Origin of the sequence: Saccharopolyspora sp. NPDC047091 (assembly GCF_040643635.1) — a bacterium.
Classification (GTDB): domain Bacteria; phylum Actinomycetota; class Actinomycetes; order Mycobacteriales; family Pseudonocardiaceae; genus Saccharopolyspora_C.
Window position 1 is genome coordinate 19,942 of sequence record NZ_JBEYUS010000030.1, and the last position, 17,177, is coordinate 37,118.

Here is a 17,177-nt window from a genome sequence, read left to right on the forward strand (position 1 = left end):
ACCTCGATCAGACGTCCCGGGTGACCATGCGCAGCACTGTCGCCGAGAGACCGATCACCAGGTAGCAACCGGCGCGCAGCAGGCCCGTGGACAAGGTGTCCGTGAAGATCGGATCCCGCAGCACGTCGATCACGGCCGACCAGTCGGTGGTGATCAGCAGCGGGCGCATCCACTCCAGCGACGGCACGGTGCCCAGCACGCCGAACACGATCAGCGCCGCCATGGTCCCGGTCATCACCACCAGCGGGTGCTCGGTCAGCGAGGACAGCGCCAGTGCCACCGCGCCGACCGCCGCCATCTGCGCCGCGCACCACAGCACCGCCAGCGCGATGCGCCCCAGCGCCGCGCCGAGCGACAGCGTCGTCCCGGACAAGGTCACCAGGCCGTCACCGCCGACGATGATCAAACCGGTGAGCAGGCCGCTGACCGCCAGCACGAGCACGGACAGCAGCACCATCAGCAGCACGCCGGCCGCCTTGACGCCCACCAGCCGAACCCGGCTGATCGGCGCGATCAGCAGCCCGCGCAACGTGCCGTGCGAGGTCTCGCCGGCGATCGCGTCCGCCGCGACCATCGCCACCACCAGCGGCAGCAGCATCGTCTGCGCGAGCACGATGCTCGCCACCGGCAGCACCAGCCCGTTGCCCGCGACCGCGCTGAGCACCGGTGGCCCGCCGCCGCGGCTCGGACCGCCGGTCAACGCGATGCCCGCGCCGATCAGCACCGGCAGCCCCGCCAGCATCAGCAGCGCCAGCAGGTTCCGCGGCCGCCGCAGCACCCAGCGGAACTCGGCCAGCAGCACCCTGCCCAGCGGTGCTGAGCGGCGCGCCTGCGGGGCCGCGACAGCCTCGGCCGGTGCGGGGGCGGTCATGATTCCTCCTCGGTGAGCCGGGCGAACAGGTCTTCCAGGCCCGCGCGCCCGCGACGTGCCTCGTGCACCCCGACGTCGGCGCGGACCAGCGTCGCCACCACTTCCGGAGCGTCCACTTCGGACAGTTCCACCCGCAGTGCGCCCTGCTCGGTCCGCGCCGAGATCCCGCTGTCCCGCAGCGCTTCCAGCCCGGCGTCGAGGTCCGGCGTGGCGACCACCAGGTGCGGCCCGCCCGATTCCAGCAGGCCCGCCAGCTCGCCCTGCGCGACCAGCGTGCCCCGGTGCATCACGGCCACGTGCGTGCAGGTCGCCTCCACCTCGGACAGCAGGTGCGAGGACACCAGCACGGTCGTCCCGACGGCGTGCAGCTCGGCGATGATCTGCCGGATCTCCCTGGTGCCCGCCGGGTCCAGCCCGTTGGTCGGTTCGTCGAGCACCACCAGCTCCCGCGGCACCAGCAGGGCCGCGGCCAACCCCAGCCGCTGCTTCATGCCCAGCGAGTAGCCGCGGAACCGGCGACCCGCGGCGGCCGCCAGCCCGACGCGGTGCAGCGCCCCGTCCACCGCGGCCCGGATGTCCGCGCTCGCCAGGTCGGGTTCCATCGCGGCGCACCGCAGCAAGTTCTCCCGCCCGGACAGGAACGGGTGGAAGCCCGGGCCCTCGACGAGCGCCCCGACCCGGGGCAGCACGCGGTCGGACTCGTCCGGCAACGCGTGCCCCAGCAGTTCGACCGAGCCCGCCGTGGGCTTGATCAAGCCCAGCAGCATCCGGATCGTGGTGGTCTTGCCCGAACCGTTCGGCCCGAGCACCCCGACCACGGCGCCGCGGGGCACGGCGAGATCGATGCCCGCCACCGCCACGGTGTCGCCGTAGGTCTTGCGCAGACCCGAGGTCCGCGCGGCGTACACCTCGACCGCGGCGGGGGCGGACGTCGCCGCCCCCGCCTGCTCGGCCTGGTCGGCCACTTCGGTCATCACGGAGTCCCGATCGCGGCGGTGAGCACCTGCTCGGGAACCGCACCGGCCGCGACACGCCCGTCGGAGGTGACCAGGGCGGAACCGACCTTGGTGCTGATCAGCCAGCCGTCACCCCACGGGCCGTTGATCGGCTTGCCCAGCTGCTGCGCCATCGCCTGCGGGTTCATCCGCTCGCCACCGCGCTTCCCGTCCTCGCCGCGCGGCGAACCGGGGCGGTCCTGCTGCGCCGCCTGCTGCGGCAGGTGCGCGACCAGCACGGTGTCCCAGCCGTCGCCGACGACGGTCGGGTGCTGCCCGGCGTGCTCCGGACGGTCCTCCGGGCGACCTTCCCGGTGGTGCCGATCCCCGGCAGGGGCCTCTTCGACCTTCGCACCGGCCGGTGGGGTGAAGCGGAACATCGCCGGGTCCGGCTGGGACAGGTCGAGCTCGGAGAACCCGGCGCGCAGCGCCGGTTCGTCCGAACCGTTGGTCAGCACGGTGACCTCCAGCGGCGAGCGGGTCTGCGCGTCCACCGCGAGCCGGACCTCGCGCAGCACGGTGCGCTCGGTCGGCTTCGGCGTCAGCACCAGCTCGTAGGCGTCCCGGCCCGCGACGGTCGCGGTGCCGTCCACGGCGACGTCGCTGGTCTGCCGCAGCCGCTCCACGATGTCCCGGGAGAGCGCCGCCGGGTCCCGGTCGACGTCCTCGCCGCCGTGGCCGAGCGGTCCGCGGCCGTCCGCGTCGCCCGGGTGCTCCGGCTTGGTGGTCTTGGTGGCGGTGCGGGACTCCGAGTCCCACTTCCACAGCGCGGTGCCGTCGTCCACGACGGTCACCTCGCCGGACGACGAGGGCAGCGAGGCGCGCTTGTGCCCCTCCCCGTCGTTCCACACCCGCAGCGTGCTGCTCCCGTCGCCCAGCATCGAGCCAGCCCCGCCGTCGACGCCCGGCAGCGCGGGGAGCCCGAGCGCGTTGTCCACCCGCACCGTGCCGGTCAGCGCCGGGGGAGTCGAGGTCAGCACCGATTCGACCAGCTGCTCCGGCGCGACCGGCGGTAGCTGCGGGTCCTCGTCCGCGCCGGCCGGCAGGCTCAGCACGGTGAGGCCGAGCAGCCCCGCCAGTCCACCCGCCGAGGCGGCGACCATGACGTTCCTGCGTTTCATGCGGTCCTCCTGGTGATCCGATCCGCTGCCCTGAGCGTGATCCCGCACAGCTGAGATGGACCTGAGAGCTCCTCTCGAGCTGAGAAGGATCTCAGGAGTGGCTGCGCGCGGCCGTGCCACGACGGCATGCTGAGCAGATGCAGCCGCGGGTGTTGGTGGTCGACGACGAGCCGGGAGTCCGGACCGCGCTGCGCCGCGGCCTCTCCGCCGAGGGCATGGAGGTCACGGTCGCCGTCGAAGGCGTGGAGGCGCTGCGGCTCGCCGCCACCGGCTCCTTCGACGTGGTGGTGCTGGACGTGATGCTCCCCGGCCTGTCCGGGTACCGAGTGCTGGAGCGGCTGCGCGGTCAGGGGATCACGACCCCGGTGCTGCTGCTGTCCGCGAAGGACGGCGAGGTGGACCAAGCCGACGGGCTGGACCTGGGGGCCGACGGTTACCTGGTCAAACCGTTCTCCTTCCTGGTGCTGACCGCGCAGGTCCGGGCCTTGGCCCGGCGCGGGGAGAGCTCCGCGCGGCACGCCCGGCTGCGGGTGGGCGAGCTGGAGATCGACCGGGACGTCCGCGAGGTGAGCTGGGCCGGAGTCCCGGTGGCGCTCTCCCCGCGCGAGTACGGGTTGCTCGTCGCGCTGGCGAGCCGCCCGGGCACGGTCGTGCCGAAGGAGGACCTACTGCGCCAGGTGTGGGGCGCAGACCAGTTCGTGACCCGCAACGTGGTCGAGGTCTACATCGGCTACCTGCGCCGCAAGCTCACCGCCGTCGGCGCCGGGAACCTGGTGCGCACGGTCCGCGGCCACGGCTACCAGGTCAGCGACGAAGCGGACCCGGACGAGGCCGCCGGCGCGGAACCGACGAGCACCCGTGGCGGGAACGGTTCCCGGTGAGCCGGTGGCCGCTGCGGCAGCTGCGGGCGTGGTGGTCGCGCCGCACCCTCCGGTTCCGGACCAGCGCGGTCGCGACCGCGGTGGCCCTCGTCGGACTCGGCGTGCTCGCGCACTTCGGCGTCGGCTTGATGAGCTGGCTGCTCGTCGAATCCGTGGACGCGGAGCTGAAGGGCAAGGTCGGGGTCGCCGTTCGCCAGATCGCCGCCGGAACTTCGCCGCGCGCCGTGGCGGGTGGTGAGGTGCGGGTCCTCGACACCTCCGGCGTCCCGGTCGATTCGCTGCCGGACCCGGGTCTCGGGCGGTCGAACATCAGCGAGCTCAAGAGCGGTGCGGGCGTCGTCGAGTGGTCGGGGGACGGGTCGGGCCAGGGCCTCTACCGCTGGGTCGGGGCTGTGGTGCCCGATCCGGCGGGCGAACCGCGGCTGGTGCTGGGCGGCGCGCACCTGATCGGCCACTCGGACACGGTCCGTTCGGCGGGCCGTGCCCTGGCGCTCGGTTCGATCCTCGCCGCCGGTGCCGTCGGCGTCGCGACCTGGTTGGTGGTGCGCCGCTCGCTGCGCCCGGTGGAGCGGATGCGGCTCGCCGCGGTGCGCCTGCCGGAGGGGCACCGGCTGCCGGTGCCGGAGGCCGACGACGAGCTGCGCGCGCTCGCGGAGGCGCTCAACGAGATGCTGGCCCGCCGCGACGGCGACACGGAGTGGCTGCGCCGGTTCACCGGTGATGCCGCGCACGAGCTGCGCAATCCGGTCGCCTCGATCCGGGCGCAGGCCGAGGTCGCCGTGGTGCACCCCGACCCGGAGCTGGCGCAGGAGACCTTGCAGGACATCGCCGCCGAGGCGCAGCGGATGTCCGAGCTGGTGGACGGGCTGCTCGCGCTGGCCAGGGCGGAGTCCGGCGCGCAGCCGCAGCAGCAGCCGATCGAGCTCGGCAGCGCCGTGCGCGCGGCCGCCGACCGGGCGAACCTGCGCGGTGCCCGGCCCCGGGTCCAGGTCACCGCGCCCACCGGGAGCGTCGTGATCCTCGCCGGTGCCGCCGAGGTGGCCACCGTGCTGGACAACCTGATCGGGAACGCCCTGCGGCACGCGCGGGCCCTGGTCCGGGTGTCGCTGCTGCCCGCCGCCGCGAGCGTTCGCCTGGTCGTGGACGACGACGGTCCGGGCATCCCCGCCGAACACCGGACGCGGGTGTTCGACCGGTTCCACCGGGTGCAGCCGGACCGGGCCCGCCGCACCGGCGGTGCCGGGCTGGGGCTCGCGCTGGTGGCCGAGGCCGTGCGCGGCCGGGGCGGTTCGGTGCACGCGGCGGAGTCGCCCGAAGGCGGGGCCCGCATCGAGATCCGCTGGCCGCTGCCCGGGCCGTTGCGCCCCGCGTCCCGGCAGGAGTGAGCCCACCGCGAGCGCGACACCGCGCAGCCACCGGACACCGGAGAGGGCGCGTAGCCGTCCGCCCGCACCCGGCGCCCGGGCGCGGTCCCGGAACCGGAACCACCCCGGAGCGTGCTCCGCGCGGTGTGCGGCAGGATGTACCCACGTGTCGGTGTTGCGAAGCACAGGTCTGGTGGCGGCCCCGCTGCGGACGGTCGGGGCGGCGCTGCGCCACACCCGCACCGCCGAGGACGGCCTGCGGGCGCTGGGCGTCCAGGGACGGGCGCTGACGCCCGCCGCCGAACTCCTCGTCCCGGGCGACGACCTCGCCTTCCGCTGGACGAAGCTCCCGCCGGCGAGGCTGCGCACCCGCATCGTGCGGGCGGACGCGGATCGGTTGGAATCGGTGCTCATCGCTGGTCCTCTCCAAGAATTGCGGCACGAATCGGTGCTGGCCGCGGCCGGTGGCCGCACGCTGCTCACCGACTCGCTGCGGTGGACGACGCCGTTCGGCGCGCTCGGACGGGTGGTCGACGTGGCGCTGGCCCGTCGGGTGGTGCTGGCGGTGCTGGCGCGCCGGATGCGCGCGGTCGGCGCGCTCGCCGAGTCCTGGGCGGCGCGTCCGGTCGTGGTCGGAACGGCGATCACGCGGGAGGGCCGGCTGCTCGTGCAGCAGCGCCGGTTCCCCGCGCGGGACGCCGGACGCTGGGAACTCCCCGGTGGCCGGGTGGAGCCGGGGGAGAGCGAGCACGACGCGGTCGTCCGGGAGTGCAAGGAAGAACTGGACGTCGAGGTCGTGCCGACCGGACGCGTCGGCACCGACGTGCCGCTGCGCAACGGGATGCTGCTGCGGGTGCACACCGCGGAGCTGGCCGATCCGGGCGCGGAGCCGCGGGCGGTCGAGCACCGGGCGGTGCACTGGGCACGCCGGCCCGAGCTGGGCGAGCTGAACTGGCTCGAAGCCGACCAGGTGCTCGCGCATTCGCTGCGCGACCTGCCGTTCTGAGGTCCCTGCGGTCGAGTCGGAGGCCGTTCCCGGCGGGGTGCGCGTTCGCTGCGTCCATGCACCGAGATTGCCGGGTTCGACCACCTGTTCGCCACGTTTTCGGCCTGAACTACTCGAACTGGTGAACGAATCGACGGACGGGCTCGCTCCGGTGGTGAAGCTGAAGAACCAGGTCAGGGGCCCGTCGGGCGTGCGGCGCCCGGCTTCGGGCCCCTGCCTCGGCTCGTTCGATCAGGGGACGGTCAGCGCAACCCGGCGACCCGCAGCGCGGCGTCCAGCCGCGGCCGGGCGCGCTCGGCCGCGCGAGCGGCCCCCTTCTCCCGGACCCGGTCCAGCTCGGCCGGGTCGTCCAGCAGCTCCCGCGCGCCGTCCCGGACCGGCCGCAGCAGTTCCACCACCGCCTCCGCCACGGTGTCCTTGAGCTGGGCGTACGTGCTCGCGGACGAGGCCGCGGCGTACGGGCTGCCCCCGGTGCAGGCGGCGAGGATCTCCAGCAGGTTCGCCACCGCGGGCTGTTCGTCCGGGTCGTAGCGGACCGAGGCCCTGTCGTCGGTGACGGCGCGGCGGAACTTGCGGCGCACCACGTCCGGCTCGTCCAGCACGAACACGACGCCCGCCTGTTGCTGCGCGGACTTCGCCATCTTGCGCGCGGGATCGGACAGGTCGCGCACCGCGGCGGCCGTCTTCGGCACCACCGCGCGCGGGACGACGAACACCTCCCCGCGGCCGCCGTTGAACCGCTTGGCCAGCGTGCGGGCCAGTTCGACGTGCTGGTTCTGGTCCACGCCCACCGGGACCTCGGTGGCGCCCTGCAGCAGGATGTCCGCCGCCATCAGCACGGGGTAGGTGAGCAGGCCGAGCCGCGCGCCGTCCTGGCCGTCGCCCTTCTCCTTGAACTGGATCATGCGGCTGGCCTCGCCGTAGCCGCAGGTGCACTCCAGGACCCAGTTCAGCGCGCCCAGTTCGCCCGCGAGGTCGGACTGCACGAACACCGAATCGGCGGTGATGCCGGTGGCCAGCAGCACGGCCAGGTTCTCCCTGGTGAGCGCGCGCAGCCGCTCGGGCCGGTAGGGCAGCGTCATCGCGTGCAGGTCCGAGATGAAGTACAGGTCGTCCGGGCCGCCTTCGGTCGCCCACCGGCGCAGCGCGCCGAGGTGGTTGCCCAGGTGGACGTGGCCGGACGGGGTGATGCCGGACAAGCGGGTCACGATCTCTCCTCGGATCGATGGCCGCTCACCAGCCTGCACCGCGCAACGCCCGGTCGCCTGGTGGCGACCGATGTGCGTGCGGTTCAGCGCACGACGAGCCGGGGCCGCCCTGGGGCGGCCCACCACATGCTCAGACGCGGATGCGACATTTCGTGCACGGCGCGCACGTTACCAGAAGGGTATGGGCACTCGTGCCGGAGGAGGGCTATTCTGGATTCATGTTCGTCGTATTGCTGAACTACACGGCTCCGCAATCGGACATCGACGGCGCATTGGTGGATCACTATGAGTGGGTGAGCAGACATTACGAGGCCGGTGACTTCATCACGACCGGCCACCGGACTCCGGAACCGGGCAGCCCGTTGACCGGGGGCGTGCTCATCGCCAGATCCATGTCTCGTGGCAGGTTGGAGGCCATCCTCGCCACCGACCCCTTCGAACTGCGAAAACTCGCCCGCCACGAAGTGATCGAATTCCAGGCGCTGCGCACCGTGCCGGAAATGGCGAAGTACGCCGACCAGCTGGTCCCGGTGAGCGAATAGAGCGCCCGCGCTGATCCGCACCTGGGCTTCGCGCCGAGGTGCGGATCAATGCGACTTCTTTTCCTTTGACTCTTTCTTTGCCTTCTTTTGCGCTTTCTTGACCTCGCGTGCTTTCGCGTCCTTCAGCGCTTCCCGCAACACCACGATCGGGCATTGCTTGCACGGTGGTTTCGAAAGGCAGCACTTCCGCTTCACCTTGATCGTTTTCTTGCTCACGACTGGCTTCCCGCTGCCGGAGGGGTCCGCTCGGGGACCGGACTCCGCCACCCTAGGTCGGTCCCGGTGGTTCCGGCGAACCCGCGGCCGCGGGTGTTGCGCTCAACACCTGTCCGCGGTCCCGTTCGGGAAGTGCTCTACGCTGGAGTAGGCCGCGTGTCGACAACGCACCGAGCCTCAGCAAGTGTCGGGCCTTCGACATGACGGCCCCGCCGTCCGCGATCGGCCGCCTTCTTCAGACGGGTGAGCCAGCCGGAGCACGGGGTTCTCGGAACGCGGGTCCGCGCCGGGGGCCGCAACTTCCCGCAGCGGCGGCAGCGGGACGGCGGCCGGCAGAGGTCGACAAGCGCCTGCCGCCTGACCTGATCTTCGTCTTCCAACTCATGGAGTGCTCGCGTGCCCGCCACCAGCGTCGCCGAACCGAACCAGCGGATCCGCAACGATCTGCGCAACGTCGCGATCGTCGCGCACGTCGACCACGGTAAGACCACCCTGGTGGACGCCATGCTGCGGCAATCCGGCGCCTTCTCCGAACGTGCCGAACTCGTCGACCGGGTCATGGACTCCAATGACCTGGAACGGGAAAAGGGCATCACGATCCTGGCCAAGAACACGGCCATCCGGCGGGAGACCGAAAGCGGTCCCGTCACCATCAACGTCATCGACACCCCCGGCCACGCCGACTTCGGCGGTGAGGTCGAGCGCGGCCTGTCCATGGCCGACGGCGTGGTGCTGCTGGTCGACGCCAGCGAGGGGCCGCTGCCGCAGACCCGCTTCGTGCTGCGCAAGGCGCTGGCCGCGAAGCTGCCGGTGATCCTCGTCGTGAACAAGGTCGACCGTCCGGACGCGCGTTGCGCCGAGGTCGTCGACGAGGCCCACGACCTGCTGCTGGACCTCGCCTCCGAGCTCGACGACGGCGAAGGCTCGGTGGACATGGACGCCGTGCTGAACCTGCCGGTGATCTACGCCTCCGCCCGCTCCGGGCGCGCCAGCCTCACCCAGCCCGCCGACGGCGACCTGCCCGCGGACGAGGACCTCACCGCGCTGTTCGACGTGCTGATGGAGCACGTGCCCGCGCCGGTCGGCGACTACGAGGCGCCGCTGCGCGCCCTGGTCACCAACCTCGACGCCTCCGCGTTCCTGGGCCGCATCGCGCTGTGCCGCATCCACGCGGGCACCATGCGCAAGGGCCAGACCGTCGGCTGGTGCCGCGAGGACGGGTCCGTCGAGAAGGTGCGGATCACCGAGCTGCTCATCACCGAGAACCTGGACCGGGTGCCCGCCGCCGAGGCGCACGCCGGTGACCTGGTGGCGATCGCGGGCATCCCGGACATCACCATCGGCGACACCCTCGCCGACGCCGACGACCCGCAGCCGCTGCCGCGGATCACCGTGGACGACCCGGCCATCTCGATGACTATCGGCGTGAACACCTCGCCGATGACCGGCCGCAACGGTGGCACCAAGGTCACCGCGCGGTTCGTGAAGAACCGCCTCGACGCCGAGCTGATCGGCAACGTCAGCGTCAAGGTCGTGCCGACCGAGCGCCCCGACACCTGGGAGGTCCAGGGCCGTGGCGAACTGGCGCTGGCGGTGCTCGTGGAGACCATGCGACGCGAGGGCTTCGAGCTCACCGTCGGCAAGCCGCAGGTGGTCACCAAGACCATCGACGGCAAGCTGTGCGAGCCGTTCGAGCGCCTGACCATCGACTCCCCGGAGGAGCACCTGGGTGCGATCACCCAGCTGCTCGCCGGCCGCAAGGGCCGGATGGAGACGATGGACGGCCACGGCACCGGCCGCATCAAGCTGGACTACGTGATCCCCTCCCGCGGGCTGATCGGCTTCCGCACCGAGTTCCTCACCGAGACGCGCGGCACCGGCATCGCCAACCACGTCTTCGAGGGCTACTTCCCGTGGGTCGGCGAACTGCGCACCCGGCACAGCGGCTCGTTGGTGGCAGACCGCTCCGGCCCGGTCACCAGCTACGCGATGATGCAGCTGGCCGACCGCGGCACGTTCTTCGTGGAGCCCGGCGCCGAGGTGTACGAGGGCATGGTCGTGGGCGAGAACCCGCGCGCCGAGGACCTCGACATCAACGTCACCAAGGAGAAGAAGCTCACCAACATGCGCTCCGCCACCGGCGACGAGCTGGAGCGGCTGGCCCGCCCCCGCACGCTGGGCCTGGAGGAGGCGCTGGAGTTCTGCTCCGCCGACGAGTGCGTCGAGGTCGGCCCGGACGCGATCCGGGTGCGCAAGCTCGTGCTGGACGCGACGACCCGCGGCCGGGAGCGCTCCCGGGCCAAGGCCCGCGACAACGGCTGAGCCCCACCTGAGCGGAAGCTGAGCGTTTCCACCCCGGTGTGCAGTGCCAGAAGGACGCGCGGAACCATGAGTGCTTCCGCGCGTCCTTCTACAGGGGGACATCGCGTCCGCCTGTGATCGGCGACCGGGGAAAGAGGGGAGGTTCGGCGGCGTGCACCAGGGTCGACACCCGTTCATCGCGGTCAGCTTGCTGGTGACGATCGGGAGCTTGGTGGTGGCGTGCACCGACGCGCCGCCTCCCCCGCTGGTCGAACCACCGGCGCCGAGCCCGCAGACGGCTCCGTCCACGCAGCCGATGCCGACCGAGGTCGTCGTCGGCGTCGACTCGCTGGAGGGCGGGTTCAACCCGCACACCCTCGCGGACCTGTCGCCGACCAGTTCGGCGCTGTCCAGCCTGATGCTGCCCTCGGTGTTCCGGCCCGGTCCGGACGGGGCGAACGCGCTGGACACGACGCTGATGGAGTCGGCGGACGTGGTGCCGGACGCGGAGCGGTTCACGGTGCGCTACCGGATCCGCAAGGAAGCGGCCTGGTCGGACGGCGCGCCGATCGCCGCCGAGGACTTCGTCTACCTGTGGGAGCAGCTGCGCTCCCAGCCCGGCGTGTCGGATCCCGCCGGATACCAGCTGATCGACGACGTGCAGTCCCGCGAAGGCGGCAAGAGCGTCGAGGTCACCTTCGAACGCCCCTACCCGGGCTGGCAGAGCCTGTTCGCGAACCTGCTGCCCGCGCACCTGCTGCGGGACGCGCCGCGCGGGTGGGCCACGGCGCTGGACAACGGCTACCCGGCTTCCGGCGGCCCGTTCGCCATTCGCCAGGTCGACCTGCAGCGCGGCGAGATCATCCTGGAGCGCAACGACCGGTTCTGGGGCAAGCCCGCGGTGTCCGACCGGATCGTGCTGCGCGCCAGCGACCAGGCCGGCCAGGTCGCCGCGCTGCGCAGCGGGGACCTGCACATGGCGGTGTTCGGCGCGGACCGCGGCACCATGGGTGCGCTGCGCGATCTGGGTTCGTCGGTGCAGGTCAGCACGGTTCCCCGGCCGGCGACGATGCAGGTGCTGCTGCGGCCGACCAGCGCGCAGCTCGCCGACGCCCGGGTGCGGAACGCGGTCGTGGCCGGTCTGGACCGGGAAGCGCTGATCGACGTCGGCAGCGGCGGTGGACCGGGCGACCAGCTGCACGCGCACTCCCAGGTGCTCGCCCCCTCGGAACGCGGCTACACCCCGACCGAGCCGCCGGGCGCCGACGGGCCCGATCCGGCGCGCGTGCAGCGGCTGCTCACCGAAGCCGGGTACGAGCACCGCGCGGGCGCGTGGACCAAGGACGGCCGCCCGCTGAACCTGGTGATCGCGGCGCCGTTCGAGCACGAGCAGTACATCCGGATCGCCGAGGCCGCGGCCGCGCAGCTGCGGGCCCAGGACGTCCAGGCCACCGTGGTCACACCCACCGGTGATCAGCTCTTCGGCGAGATGCTGCCCACGAACCCGCTGTCCGAGGAACCCGGCGCGGCCAGCTCGGTGGACATGGCGGTCGCACCGCGCCCGGCCGACGGCGATCCGGCGGCGATGATGGCGACCTCCTACGGCTGCCCGGGCGTCGACTCGGACGACCGGCCGTTCCCGTTCAGCGCCACCGGTTTCTGCGACCAGCTGCTGCAGCCGACGATCGACGCCGCGCTCAGCGGGGCGCTGCCGTTCCCGGAGGCGTCGGCGAAGGTCGAATCGGTGCTGTGGTCGCAGGCCGTGGCGCTGCCGCTGTACCAGCAGGCTCAAGTGCTGGCGTTCGGCCGGGACGTGACGGGGGTGCAGCGCGGGAACGGCCTCTCCGGCCCGTTCTCGACCGCGGCCGACTGGAAGGGCACCCCGAGCGACAACGACGGGTACTGAGCCCCGGTCGCGGCCGGGCATCGAGGAGAGAACGTGGATTCGGGACGGTTGCAGCAGATCAGGACGTTCCACCTGCGCCAGCGCGTGACGTTCATGGTCAACCGGTACGAGATCCGGGCCGACGACGGCCGGGGCGGCGAGGGCGAGCTCGTCGCGTTCGCGCAGCAGAAGCGGGTCGCGCTCAAGGAGCAGGTCACGCTGTACGCGGACGCGGACAAGACGCAGCCGGTGGCGGGGTTCCGCGCGCGGAAGGTGGTCGACCTGGCCTCCGGGTACGACGTCACCGACGCGGCGGGGGCGCCGATCGGGTTCTTCCGCAAGGACTTCCGCAAATCGCTGACCCGCTCCACCTGGCACCTGGAGCAGCCCGGCCAGCCGGCGGCCGTCGGGCACGAGCGGAGCAAGCCGATCGCGCTGCTGCGCCGGCTGTGGGAGTTCATCCCGTTCATCGAGAACGTCCCGTTCTTCTTCCCGTACCACTTCGACTTCGCGGTGGACGGGCAGGTCGTGCTGTCGGTGGAGAAGAAGTTCGCGCTGCGGGACCGCTACGTGATCACGGTGCACGACGACCGGCTGGACCGGCGGGTGGTGTTCGCGCAGGCCGTCGCGCTGGACGCGCTGCAGGGCCGCTGAGCTGATCGTCCGGGCGATCCTGTCCACCGGCCCGGGTGAAAGTTGATCGCCGCTGGTTGACAGGTCGCGTCGCGGGCTGTTCGACCACCGCGTGGAGGGGTGCGCCGCGCCGATTAGGCTGGGCAGGTGACGCTGACGGCTCCTCCCCGGTTGTTGCTGGTGCACGCGCATCCGGATGACGAGACCCTCTGGACCGGCGGGACGATCGCCCGCTACGCGGCGCGCGGTGTCCAGGTGACGGTGGTGACCTGCACCCTCGGCGAGGAGGGCGAGGTCATCCCGGAGAGCCTGCGGGGGCTGGCGGCCGACCAGGCCGACCAGCTCGGCGGCTACCGGGTGGGTGAACTCCGTTCCGCGTGCGCGGCGCTGCGGGTGGCCGACCACCGCTTCCTCGGCGGCATCGGTCGCTGGCGGGATTCCGGGATGCTGTGGGAGGAACCCGGCCGGGCCGGAGCGCTGCCCTCGGCGCACCCGCGGGCGTTCGCCGTCGGCGACCTGGCCGAGCAGACCGAGGCGCTCGCCGAGATCCTGCACGAGGTGCGGCCCCAGGTCGTGGTGACCTACGCGGCCGACGGCGGCTACGGACACCCCGACCACGTGCGCGCGCACGACGTGACGATGGCCGCGGCCGAGCGCGTCCCGGACGTGCTGCGCGTGTTCCACGCGGTGCCGTCCCGGGACCGGCTCCGCGCCGGGCTGGCGGACCTGGCCACCGCCGAGTCGATGCCGTTCGAGCTGCCCGACCTGGCGGACCTGGCGAGCGTGCCCGACGAGTCGATCACCACGGTCATCGACGTCGCGGACCACCTGTCCGGGAAGATCCGCGCGCTGCGCGCCCACGGCACCCAGGTCCGGGTGTGGGTGGACGAGTGGAACAACGGGGACGGCCCCGGCGCCTACGCGCTGTCCAACGGGGTGGCGCACCCGCTGACCGGCACCGAGCACTACGTGCTGGCCACCGGCGATCCGGCGGGTGGCGAGCAGGACCTGTTCGGCGGACTCGGGGTGAGCGGGACCGAACCGGTGGTGCCGAGGTGACCGGCCGCGACCGGCTGGTCTTCGGCTTCCTGCTGCTCGACGCGGTGGTGCTGGCGCTGGTGGAGGTGCTGTACCTGCCGCTGTGGATCGGGAGCACGCCGTTCCCGATCACCACGGCGGTGGCGGCGGTGACGACGCCGATGCTGGTCTCGGCCGCCGGTCGGCTCTCGCCGAGCAGGCGGGTGGCGGCGGCGCCGCTGGTGGTCTGGTTCGCCACCATCTTCGTGTTCGGGCTGTTCGGCCCCGGCGGCGACGTCATGCTGCTGGGCAACGACTGGCGGACGTTGTTGCTGATCGGCGCGGGAACGCTGCCGTCGGCGATGATGCTCGGGATCGTCCTGGGCCGGACCGCCGGGAAGTGAGGGGGCGGTCGTGCCCGAAGTGCTGACCGACGAGCGGGTCGCGGTGGTGCTGCGGCCGTTCGTGCGCGCGACCGCGCCGCTGCTGGAGGTGCTCCGGGAGGCCGATCCGCTCCGGCTGCGCGGGAGGTTCGCGGACACCGCCGCGGACGTGGAGGTCGCCGACATCGCGGCGGGGACCGAGGACGCGGCGTCGGAGACCACGGCTGCCGCACCGGAGATCGAGCGCGCTGAGCCGGAGACCGCGGCTGCCCGGGAGGTGGCGACGGCATCGGAGGCCACTACGGCACCGGATGCCCCGACAGCGCCGGAGACCACGACGGCGCCGGAGAACCCGACAGCGCCGGAGACCCCGACGGCACCGGAGAACGACGCCGCTGACCCCGCGGAGACCGGTACCGGAGATCCGACCGAGCCGGGCACCGGAGCGCGGTCGTCCTCCGCCGCCTCCGCCGACCAGACCGCCGAGCCCGGCCTGCTGGACAAGCTGCTGCGCCAGCTCGACGGCATGCAGCTGCCGGGCAGCTCGACCTGGGACGCGATGAGCGTCGACGAGCGCTGCGGTTGGTGGGTGCAGCGGGTGGGCAGGCTGGTCGCGGTCGCCGCCGGCCTGCCGCGCTTCGGCGGCGCGCTCACCGCCCGGCTGCCGATCCGCAACGCGCTGGGGCTGGCCGGGCAGGGCATGGTGCTCTCGGCTATCGCCGCCGAACACGGTGTCACCGACAGGGGGACCCACGTGCGGCTGATCGCCAAGGTGCTGCTGGACCGCGACCTGTCCCCGGAGATCGCCGCGGGGGAGCGGGGCGGGGCACCGGCCGAGGAGGATGCGAAGACCGCCGAGCTCACCGAGGAACTCGACGAGGCCCGGCGCACCGGCGGCGGCAGGATGCGCGCGGTGGTGCGCACGGTGTGGCGAATGGCACGTGCCCTCTGGGAGATCGACTCCGAGCTGGACAAACGCCCGCAGGGCCGCTTCTACCACGAGTGGATCGGGAACGTGCCCGTGGTCGGCGTCGTGGGTGGTTACCTGGGCGAACGGTCCGCGCTGCGCCGCATCGCGAAGCAGGGCGCGAGGTGGTTGCGGAAGGACGCCCACGGGTCGGGACGCTAGCGATCTAGGAGTTCATGCCGTTTACCGCCCTCGGCGGCCCGAAGTATGGTCGAAATGGTGCCCGTGCGACGGGGACCCGCCTTGGTCCGCGGCGGTGGGCCGGGGGGATACTGGCATCGGCCGGGTAGCGGAAGCCTGGTCCGGATCGAAACAAGCAGGAGAGCAACCGTGACCTACGTGATCGCCGAGCCCTGCGTCGACGTGCTCGACAAGGCATGCATCGAGGAATGCCCTGTCGACTGCATCTACGAGGGCGGGCGGATGCTCTACATCCACCCCGATGAGTGCGTCGACTGCGGTGCTTGCGAGCCGGTCTGCCCGGTGGAGGCCATCTACTACGAGGACGACGTCCCGGACGAGTGGGGCGCCTACACCAAGGCGAACGTGGACTTCTTCGACGAGCTCGGTTCGCCCGGCGGCGCGGCCAAGGTCGGCAAGGTCGACAAGGACGTCGAGCCCGTCACCAGCCTGCCGCCGCAGGGAGAATGACCTCCGAGAGGCGCGAGCCGCGCGGTCCGCGACTGCCGGATTTCCCGTGGGATTCCCTGGCGGCCCAGACCGCGACGGCCCGCTCGCACCCGGACGGGCTGGTGAACCTGTCGGTCGGGACCCCGGTCGACCCGGTGCCGGAGCCGCTGCGCGCGGCGCTGGCCTCGGTCTCCGAGGTCCCCGGCTACCCCGCGACGCACGGCACGCCGGAACTGCGCGCCGCCGCGGTGGAGGCGCTGGCCCGCAGGCACGGCGTGACCGTCGACCCGGCGGCGGTGCTGCCCACGATCGGCTCCAAGGAGCTGGTCGCGTGGTTGCCGACGCTGCTGGGCGTGCGGCCCGGTGACGTGGTCGCGATCCCGGAGCTCGCGTACCCGACCTACGACGTCGGCGCCAAGATCGCCGGTGCCGAGGTGGTCCGGCTCGCGCCGGGCGAGGCCCCGCCCGCGGGGACCGCGCTGGTGTGGCTGAACTCGCCGTCCAACCCGACGGGCCGAGTGCTCGACGCGGCCGCGCTGGCCGAGTCGGTGCGCGCGGCCCGCGAGGTCGGGGCCGTGGTGGCCTCCGACGAGTGCTACCTGGCGCTGGGCTGGGAAGCGGAGCCGGTGTCGGTGCTGCACCCGTCGGTGACCGGCGAGGACCCCACCGGGGTCCTGGCGGTGCACTCGCTGTCGAAGTCCTCGAACCTGGCGGGCTACCGCGCCGGGTTCGTCACGGGCGACCCGGACCTGGTGGCGCAGCTGCTGGAGCTGCGCAAGCACTCGGGGATGATCATGCCGCGGCCGGTGCAGCAGGCGATGACGGCGGCGCTGCTCGACGACGAGCACGTCGAGGTGCAGCGCGAGCTGTACGCCGCCCGCCGCGCGGTGCTGCGGCCCGCGCTGGAGGCCGCCGGGTTCACCATCGAGCACTCGCGCGCCGGCCTGTACCTGTGGGCCACCCGCGGGGAGGACGCCTGGGCGACGGTGGACCTGCTGGCGCAGCACGGCATCCTCGTCGCGCCCGGCACGTTCTACGGCCCGGGCGGGCAGCAGCACGTGCGCATCGCGCTGACCGCCTCGGACGACCAGATCAAGGCCGCCGCGACCCGCCTGGGCTGACGAAACCGTCAACCCGCACCGTGCCAAGTCGTCCTT

At 72.7% G+C, this 17,177-nt stretch carries 17 protein-coding genes; 12 read left to right on the forward strand and 5 right to left on the reverse strand.

Annotation, left to right across the window (positions count from 1 at the left end; translation table 11 throughout):
• Positions 1 to 7: 7 nt before the first annotated feature.
• Genes ABZ805_RS15320 through ABZ805_RS15330 form a run of 3 tightly spaced genes read right to left on the reverse strand, consistent with a single transcriptional unit; the run spans position 8 to position 2,987 of the window.
• Positions 8 to 871 (reverse strand): ABC transporter permease subunit, encoded by an 864-nt coding sequence (locus tag ABZ805_RS15320; protein ID WP_358439901.1) that lies wholly within the window; start codon positions 869 to 871, stop codon positions 8 to 10.
• Positions 868 to 1,845 carry an ABC transporter ATP-binding protein gene (locus tag ABZ805_RS15325; RefSeq protein WP_358439904.1) on the reverse strand — a complete coding sequence of 326 codons (978 nt, stop codon included), beginning with the start codon at positions 1,843 to 1,845 and terminating at the stop codon, positions 868 to 870. Before ABZ805_RS15325 ends, ABZ805_RS15320 begins: the two co-directional genes overlap by 4 nt.
• On the reverse strand, positions 1,845 to 2,987 hold the full coding sequence (locus ABZ805_RS15330; protein WP_358439906.1) for an outer membrane lipoprotein carrier protein LolA: 1,143 nt from the start codon (positions 2,985 to 2,987) through the stop codon (positions 1,845 to 1,847). Before ABZ805_RS15330 ends, ABZ805_RS15325 begins: the two co-directional genes overlap by 1 nt.
• 137 nt (positions 2,988 to 3,124) lie before the next feature.
• Here ABZ805_RS15330 and ABZ805_RS15335 point away from each other — a divergent pair, with 137 nt between their 5' ends.
• The 3 genes from ABZ805_RS15335 (at position 3,125) to ABZ805_RS15345 (ending at position 6,238) form a co-directional block, all read left to right on the forward strand.
• Positions 3,125 to 3,868, forward strand: a complete 744-nt coding sequence (locus ABZ805_RS15335) for a response regulator transcription factor (protein ID WP_358439909.1) — start codon at positions 3,125 to 3,127, stop codon at positions 3,866 to 3,868.
• The gene (locus ABZ805_RS15340) at positions 3,865 to 5,253 is read left to right on the forward strand and encodes a HAMP domain-containing sensor histidine kinase (protein ID WP_358439911.1); all 1,389 of its coding nucleotides are present in this window, start codon (positions 3,865 to 3,867) and stop codon (positions 5,251 to 5,253) included. The genes ABZ805_RS15335 and ABZ805_RS15340 overlap by 4 nt, the downstream gene beginning before the upstream one ends.
• 151 nt (positions 5,254 to 5,404) lie before the next feature.
• Positions 5,405 to 6,238, forward strand: coding sequence for an NUDIX domain-containing protein (locus ABZ805_RS15345; RefSeq protein ID WP_358439914.1), 834 nt, complete (start codon positions 5,405 to 5,407; stop codon positions 6,236 to 6,238).
• Positions 6,239 to 6,480: 242 nt separating this feature from the next.
• Here ABZ805_RS15345 and trpS read toward each other — a convergent pair whose 3' ends face one another.
• Positions 6,481 to 7,446 (reverse strand): tryptophan--tRNA ligase, encoded by a 966-nt coding sequence (gene trpS / locus ABZ805_RS15350; RefSeq protein WP_358439916.1) that lies wholly within the window; start codon positions 7,444 to 7,446, stop codon positions 6,481 to 6,483.
• A 218-nt stretch (positions 7,447 to 7,664) separates the two neighbouring features.
• Between trpS and ABZ805_RS15355 the strand changes: the two genes are divergently transcribed.
• A complete protein-coding gene (locus ABZ805_RS15355) occupies positions 7,665 to 7,988 on the forward strand; it encodes a YciI family protein (protein WP_358439919.1) in 324 nt (107 codons plus the stop codon).
• Positions 7,989 to 8,033: 45 nt separating this feature from the next.
• On the opposite strand, the gene ABZ805_RS15360 is transcribed toward ABZ805_RS15355, so the two are convergent.
• A complete protein-coding gene (locus tag ABZ805_RS15360; RefSeq protein WP_358439922.1) occupies positions 8,034 to 8,204 on the reverse strand; it encodes a hypothetical protein in 171 nt (56 codons plus the stop codon).
• A gap of 396 nt (positions 8,205 to 8,600) precedes the next feature.
• Between ABZ805_RS15360 and typA the strand changes: the two genes are divergently transcribed.
• From typA to dapC, 8 genes are all read left to right on the forward strand, one after another.
• Positions 8,601 to 10,526, forward strand: a complete 1,926-nt coding sequence (gene typA, locus ABZ805_RS15365; protein WP_358439925.1) for a translational GTPase TypA — start codon at positions 8,601 to 8,603, stop codon at positions 10,524 to 10,526.
• 151 nt (positions 10,527 to 10,677) lie between these two features.
• Entirely contained in the window at positions 10,678 to 12,411 is a 1,734-nt protein-coding gene (locus ABZ805_RS15370; RefSeq protein ID WP_358439927.1) for an ABC transporter family substrate-binding protein, read from the forward strand.
• Positions 12,412 to 12,444: 33 nt separating this feature from the next.
• Positions 12,445 to 13,044, forward strand: coding sequence for a hypothetical protein (locus ABZ805_RS15375; RefSeq protein ID WP_358439930.1), 600 nt, complete (start codon positions 12,445 to 12,447; stop codon positions 13,042 to 13,044).
• Between the two features lie 126 nt (positions 13,045 to 13,170).
• The gene (mshB, locus tag ABZ805_RS15380; RefSeq protein ID WP_358439933.1) at positions 13,171 to 14,082 is read left to right on the forward strand and encodes an N-acetyl-1-D-myo-inositol-2-amino-2-deoxy-alpha-D-glucopyranoside deacetylase; all 912 of its coding nucleotides are present in this window, start codon (positions 13,171 to 13,173) and stop codon (positions 14,080 to 14,082) included.
• Complete coding sequence (locus ABZ805_RS15385; protein WP_358439936.1) at positions 14,079 to 14,444, forward strand: hypothetical protein; 366 nt, start codon at positions 14,079 to 14,081, stop codon at positions 14,442 to 14,444. The genes mshB and ABZ805_RS15385 overlap by 4 nt, the downstream gene beginning before the upstream one ends.
• A 10-nt stretch (positions 14,445 to 14,454) precedes the next feature.
• Complete coding sequence (locus tag ABZ805_RS15390; RefSeq protein ID WP_358439939.1) at positions 14,455 to 15,552, forward strand: hypothetical protein; 1,098 nt, start codon at positions 14,455 to 14,457, stop codon at positions 15,550 to 15,552.
• 168 nt (positions 15,553 to 15,720) lie between these two features.
• Positions 15,721 to 16,041: a ferredoxin gene (fdxA, locus tag ABZ805_RS15395; RefSeq protein ID WP_224956059.1), complete on the forward strand. Its 321-nt coding sequence runs from the start codon at positions 15,721 to 15,723 to the stop codon at positions 16,039 to 16,041.
• A complete protein-coding gene (gene dapC / locus ABZ805_RS15400; RefSeq protein WP_358439942.1) occupies positions 16,038 to 17,141 on the forward strand; it encodes a succinyldiaminopimelate transaminase in 1,104 nt (367 codons plus the stop codon). Before fdxA ends, dapC begins: the two co-directional genes overlap by 4 nt.
• Positions 17,142 to 17,177 lie beyond the last annotated feature (36 nt).

Coding starts and splice junctions, on each gene's coding strand:
- ABZ805_RS15320 (WP_358439901.1), bottom strand. CDS start 871: ATGACCGCCCCCGCACCGGCCGAGGCTGTCGCGGCCCCGCAGGCGCGC.
- ABZ805_RS15325 (WP_358439904.1), bottom strand. CDS start 1,845: ATGACCGAAGTGGCCGACCAGGCCGAGCAGGCGGGGGCGGCGACGTCC.
- ABZ805_RS15330 (WP_358439906.1), bottom strand. CDS start 2,987: ATGAAACGCAGGAACGTCATGGTCGCCGCCTCGGCGGGTGGACTGGCG.
- ABZ805_RS15335 (WP_358439909.1), top strand. CDS start 3,125: ATGCAGCCGCGGGTGTTGGTGGTCGACGACGAGCCGGGAGTCCGGACC.
- ABZ805_RS15355 (WP_358439919.1), top strand. CDS start 7,665: ATGTTCGTCGTATTGCTGAACTACACGGCTCCGCAATCGGACATCGAC.
- dapC (WP_358439942.1), top strand. CDS start 16,038: ATGACCTCCGAGAGGCGCGAGCCGCGCGGTCCGCGACTGCCGGATTTC.